Below are 4,781 nucleotides of genomic sequence, written 5' to 3'. Positions count from 1 at the left end.
CCTGATGCGCCGGCCGCGGCCACCGCCCCGTGAACCGCCGCCGCACAGATCTGATCGATCTCCTCATCTGTAGAGACCAACGGCGGCATCGTGTAGATGAGATCCCGGAAGGGGCGCAGCCACACGCCGTGGGAGGTGATCGCCGTTGTCGTCGTCGTCATCTCCAGCGGCTCCTCCAGCTGCACCACACCGATCGCCCCCAGCACCCGTACGTCCACCACGCCGGGCACGTCGAGCGCCGGCGCCAGGCCGCGGCGCAGGCGCGCCTCGATCCGCGGCACGCGCTCGCGCCACTGACCGGACTCCACCAGGTCCAGCGACGCGCACGCCACGGCACACGCAAGGGGGTTGCCCATGAAGGTCGGCCCGTGCGCCAGGCCGCCCGCCTCGCCGGCGCTGATCACCTCGGCCACCCGATCGGTGGTCAGCGTCGCGGCCAGGGTCAGGTATCCGCCGGTCAGCGCCTTGCCCAGGCACATGATGTCGGGCGCCACCCCGGCGTGGTCGGCGGCGAACAGTGCGCCGGTTCGGCCGAAGCCGGTGGCGATCTCGTCGAAGATCAGCAGCGCGCCGGTCTCGTCGGCCAGTCGCCGCAGGTCGTGCAGATAGTCGGGGTGGTGGAAGCGCATACCGCCCGCGCCCTGGACCACCGGTTCCACGATGATCCCCGCCAGCTCGTCGGCGTGACCGCGGAGCACCCGCTCGAGCTCGGCGACGTAGGCCGGGTCGTAGTGGGTCGGCGGAGCGGGCGCGAACACCTGCTCGGCCACCACGCCCCGCCACATGGAGTGCATACCGCCTTGAGGATCACACACACTCATGGGGGCGAGGGTGTCGCCGTGGTAGCCGCCCCGCCAGGTGGCCAGGCGGGTGCGCTCGGGGCGGCCCCTCGAGCGCTGGTACTGGAGGGCCATCTTGGCGGCCACCTCCACCGACACCGATCCCGAGTCCGCCAGGAACACCTTGTTGAGCTCTCCCGGCGCCATCCGCGCGAGCCGGGTCGACAGCTCCACCGCCGGCGCGTGGGTGAGGCCGCCGAACATCACGTGGCTCATCGTGTCGACCTGCCGGTGCGCGGCGGCGTCGAGGTGCGGGTGGCGGTAGCCGTGGATGGCCGCCCACCACGAGCTCATGCCGTCGATCAGCTCGGAGCCGTCCGCCAGACGTAGCCGCACCCCGGACGCCGACGCCACCGGCAGCGGCTGCGTGGAGGCCGGGAACCCGCCGTACGGGTGCCAGACGTGCTCGGCGTCGGCTGCCAGGAGCGCGGCGGGGGAGGCGGTGAGGTGACGCGGGGCGGACATGTCAGGCGTTCGCGGGCTCGCTGGTGCCGGCACCGCGCGTGCGGATGGCGACCTTCTTCTCCTGCTTCTCCTGAGCGGTGGGCGCCGCCACGGGCGCAGCACCGGGCACCGCCGCGGGAGCCGTTCCCGGGGTCGCGGGGTGGTGAGGCGCATGGCCGGCCCCGTCCATCTGCAGGACCTCGAGGCCGGCGTCGGCGATCATCTGCAGGTCCTCACCGCCGGGCTGGCCCTCGCTGGTGAGGTAGTCGCCGAGGAACAGCGAGTTGGCCACGAAGAGACCCATGCCCTGGAGGTAGCCGAGGTGGCGTTCGCGGCCGGCGGCCATCCGGATCTCGGTGTCGGGGGCGACGAACCGGACCATCGCGAGGATCCGCAGGCAGTCGCGCGGGTTGAGCGTGTCCACGCCCTCGAGCGGGGTGCCGTCGAAGGGCAGCAGGAAGTTCACCGGGATCGAGTCGACGCCCTTGGCGCGCAGGTCGAAGGCCAGCTCGACCAGCTGCTCGCGGGTCTCGCCCATGCCGGCGATGAAGCCCGAGCACGCCGACAGGCCCGCGCCGTGCGCCTGGCTCACGGTGTGCTCGCGGTCGGCGTAGGTGTGGGTCGTGCAGATCTCCTCGTAGTGGCTCTCCGCCGTGTTGAGGTTGTGGTTGTAGGCGTCGGCGCCGCTCGCGCAGAGCTTCTCGGCCTGACCGTCCTTCAGCGCGCCCAGGCAGGCGCACACCTCGACGCCCGGGGTGTCGGACTTGATAGCCTCGATGATGTCGGAGACCTTGCCGACCTCGCGGTTGCTCGGGCCGGTGCCGCTGGCGACCAGACACACGCGCGAGGCGCCGGCCGCGATGCCCGCCTTGGCCGCGGTGACGGCCTCCTCGGTGTTCAGCCAGGTGTAGCGCAGGATGCCGGCGGTGGAGTTGAGGCGCTGCGAGCAGTAGAAGCAGTCCTCCGGGCACAGGCCGCTCTTGAGGTTGACCAGGTAGTTGACCTTGACCTTGTTGCCGAAGTGCTCGAACCGCAGCCGGGACGCGGCCGCGACCACCTTCATGAGCTCGGCGTCGGACGAGTCGAGCACGGCGAGTGCCTCCGTCGCGTCGATCGCCCCGCCGTCGAGAATGCGGTCCGCGAGCTCGTGCCAACGGGTGGTCGTGGTGGCCATGGTTCCTCCTGAACGCCGTTCATTGAACGCCGTTAAGGTAGCGGGAATTCGCCGACTTGTACAGCGTTCAGGTTGCAGGCGCGTCGGAGCCGCGGGAGGGGCGATAGGGTTACCGGTCGTGGCTCTCAGCAAGTCGGCCGTCGTCGACACCGCGCTCGGACTCCTGCATGAAGCGGGGTTGCCCGGCATGTCGATGCGCACGCTGGCGACGCGGCTGAACGTCCAGCCGAGTGCCCTGTACTGGCATTTCCCGTCAAAGCAGGCGCTGCTCACCGCCGTTGCCGAACGGGTCCTGGCGGACGTGGCCCCGGTGGAGGCCGGCGCATCGGCCGCCGACGAACTGCGCGGGGTGACCCGGGCGATGCGGATCGCTGTTGCGGGGGTGCCCGACGGGGCCGAGATCGTGGCCCTGGGGCTGGCCGCCGGTGCGGTGAACCCGGTGGCCGACGCGGTCGCACGGACGTGTGCGCGGCACGGGGGCGGCGATCGGGCCGCGGGCCTGACCACGGCTCTCACCGCCTACGTCCTCGGCGTGACGATCGAGGAGCAGACCCACCACAACCTCGCCGCCGTGGACCCCGCGATGCCGCGCGTGGACTACGACTCGCGATTCGACGAGGGGCTCGAGGCGATGCTGGCGGGGATGGTCGGCTGACGCCGCGCCTCGGCCGGGCCCGCGAGCGCGGACCGGGCCCGCACATCGAAAAGGACGTTCCGCACACCTGCTTCTCGCGAAACGTGTGCGGAACGTCCTGATCGATGAGTGGCTATGGATGAGTGCTGCCGACCGCGAACGGCCGGACCCGACTCAGCTCCGGGTGAACACCTGGGTGGCGTAGAGCTTGTTGTCGCCGGCCACGGCGACGCCCATGCCCATCGAGGTGTGGTCGGTGCGCAGCAGGTTGAGCCTGTGGCCGGTGGACGCCATCCACTGGTTGACCAGCTGCTGAGGGGTGGCGTTGCGCCAGTTCTGCAGCACGTTCTCCGACCAGCGCGTGGTGCCGGCCGGGACCTGGTCGCGCAGATCGGGGTTGTGGTACATGCGGTTCTCCGCGGCCTGCACCTGGCTCCAGGCGGTGGCCAACCGGACGAGCGCGTCGTTGGACGGGAGCGGAGCCCGGCCGTTGGCCACGCGCGCGGCGTTGGTGGCGTCGTGGAGCTGCTGGCGGTACTCGGCGCTCGTGGGATCGAGGGCCGGGACGGTACCGCCGCCGCCGACGGCGACGCCGAACGACGAGCCCGGCATGAGGAACTGCTGCGCAGAGGCCGCGGGGACGCCGAGTCCGGCGACAGCCATGGTGGCGGCAGCGCAGACGGCGAGGGGCTTGACGAAACGAGGGGAAGTGCGACGCACGAGGGATCTCCAGTTCTGCACACCCCGAGGGGGAGGGCGTGCAGAGGCCACGGTAGAGAGCAAATCCCCGCCGGGCTAGGGGGAAAAGAAATCTAGCCGTATTTTCACACTGTTAACCGGAAGAACCCCTGGTCGTGCTACCCCCGCTCGAAGTCGAGTACGACGTGGATCACTCCGTCCTCGCCCGCGGCCGTTCCCACTCCCACCTTCGTGAACGCGCCGTCGAGCATCCGCTCGCGCATCCCGGTGTCGGTGAGCATCGCGGTGAGCACGTTCTGCGGCGTGGCCTCCGGGGGCAGGGTCAGGACCGTGCGGTCGCGGGCCTCGCCGCTGTCGGGGACCGGGAGGTCGCCGGTCGTGGGGTCGCCCACCGCCAGCTGGTCCGCGCGGACCGCGGCCTCGACGGAGAGGATCGCGTCGGTGACCAGCCGCTCGGCGCCCACCGCGGTCCGCGCCTCGTTGACCCCGGCCACCACGCTGCCCTCGAACGCCTTCCGGGCCACCTCGGGCGGAACCACGACGAGAGGGGCGTCCTGCTCGGCGACGGTGGTGGTCGCGGTGGTCCCCGGCGTGGACGGGCCCGACATGAGGGAGGCGAGGCCGGGGATGTCCAGCGGGAAGGGCAGGGCGAGTTCGAGCGACCCCTGGGCGGAGGCCGTGCCGGCGCCCGTGACGAGCAGGAGGGCGGAGGCCCCGGCTGCGACGGCGGAACGGATGGGATGACGCACGTGGGTGTCCTTTCCTGGGGTGGCGGCCGGAGCCGGACCCGGCGGGGATCGTTGACTCACACTGTAGTGCCGCGAGTTCACTCACGCATCTTTCGTCACAGAAGTCACATCCGTTACATCGTATGTAGTGGACCGCGCGGGCCGGGGCCGTACACATCTCCGACTTGCAACGATCGGCTCGAGAGCCCGCGTCGAGCTGTGATCGGCGTTACGGTCGGAGCCATGACGTCGATCCAACGAAC

The 4,781-nt window shown here is 70.9% G+C and carries 5 protein-coding genes; 1 reads left to right on the top strand and 4 read right to left on the bottom strand.

From position 1 onward, the window contains the following. Positions 1–1,304: adenosylmethionine--8-amino-7-oxononanoate transaminase (locus G6031_RS13325; RefSeq protein ID WP_182653521.1), on the bottom strand; the 1,304-nt coding region annotated here is incomplete at its 3' end. Position 1,305: 1 nt separating this feature from the next. Then, positions 1,306–2,457, bottom strand: coding sequence for a biotin synthase BioB (gene bioB, locus G6031_RS13320; protein WP_182653520.1), 1,152 nt, complete (start codon positions 2,455–2,457; stop codon positions 1,306–1,308). Between the two features lie 118 nt (positions 2,458–2,575). Here bioB and G6031_RS13315 point away from each other — a divergent pair, with 118 nt between their 5' ends. Continuing rightward, positions 2,576–3,112 carry a TetR family transcriptional regulator gene (locus G6031_RS13315; RefSeq protein ID WP_182653519.1) on the top strand — a complete coding sequence of 179 codons (537 nt, stop codon included), beginning with the start codon at positions 2,576–2,578 and terminating at the stop codon, positions 3,110–3,112. Between the two features lie 153 nt (positions 3,113–3,265). Here the strand turns inward: G6031_RS13315 and G6031_RS13310 are convergent, their stop codons facing one another. Both G6031_RS13310 and G6031_RS13305 read right to left on the bottom strand, forming a co-directional pair. Beyond that, complete coding sequence (locus G6031_RS13310) at positions 3,266–3,811, bottom strand: CAP domain-containing protein (protein WP_179524381.1); 546 nt, start codon at positions 3,809–3,811, stop codon at positions 3,266–3,268. Between the two features lie 137 nt (positions 3,812–3,948). Further along, the gene (locus G6031_RS13305; protein ID WP_182653518.1) at positions 3,949–4,539 is read right to left on the bottom strand and encodes a CAP domain-containing protein; all 591 of its coding nucleotides are present in this window, start codon (positions 4,537–4,539) and stop codon (positions 3,949–3,951) included. Positions 4,540–4,781: the final 242 nt, after the last annotated feature.

Source organism: Dietzia sp. CQ4, assembly GCF_014145125.1.
GTDB lineage: Bacteria > Actinomycetota > Actinomycetes > Mycobacteriales > Mycobacteriaceae > Dietzia > Dietzia natronolimnaea.
Note: the sequence above shows the minus strand (reverse complement) of the source record. Positions and strands in the feature narration are given on the sequence as shown.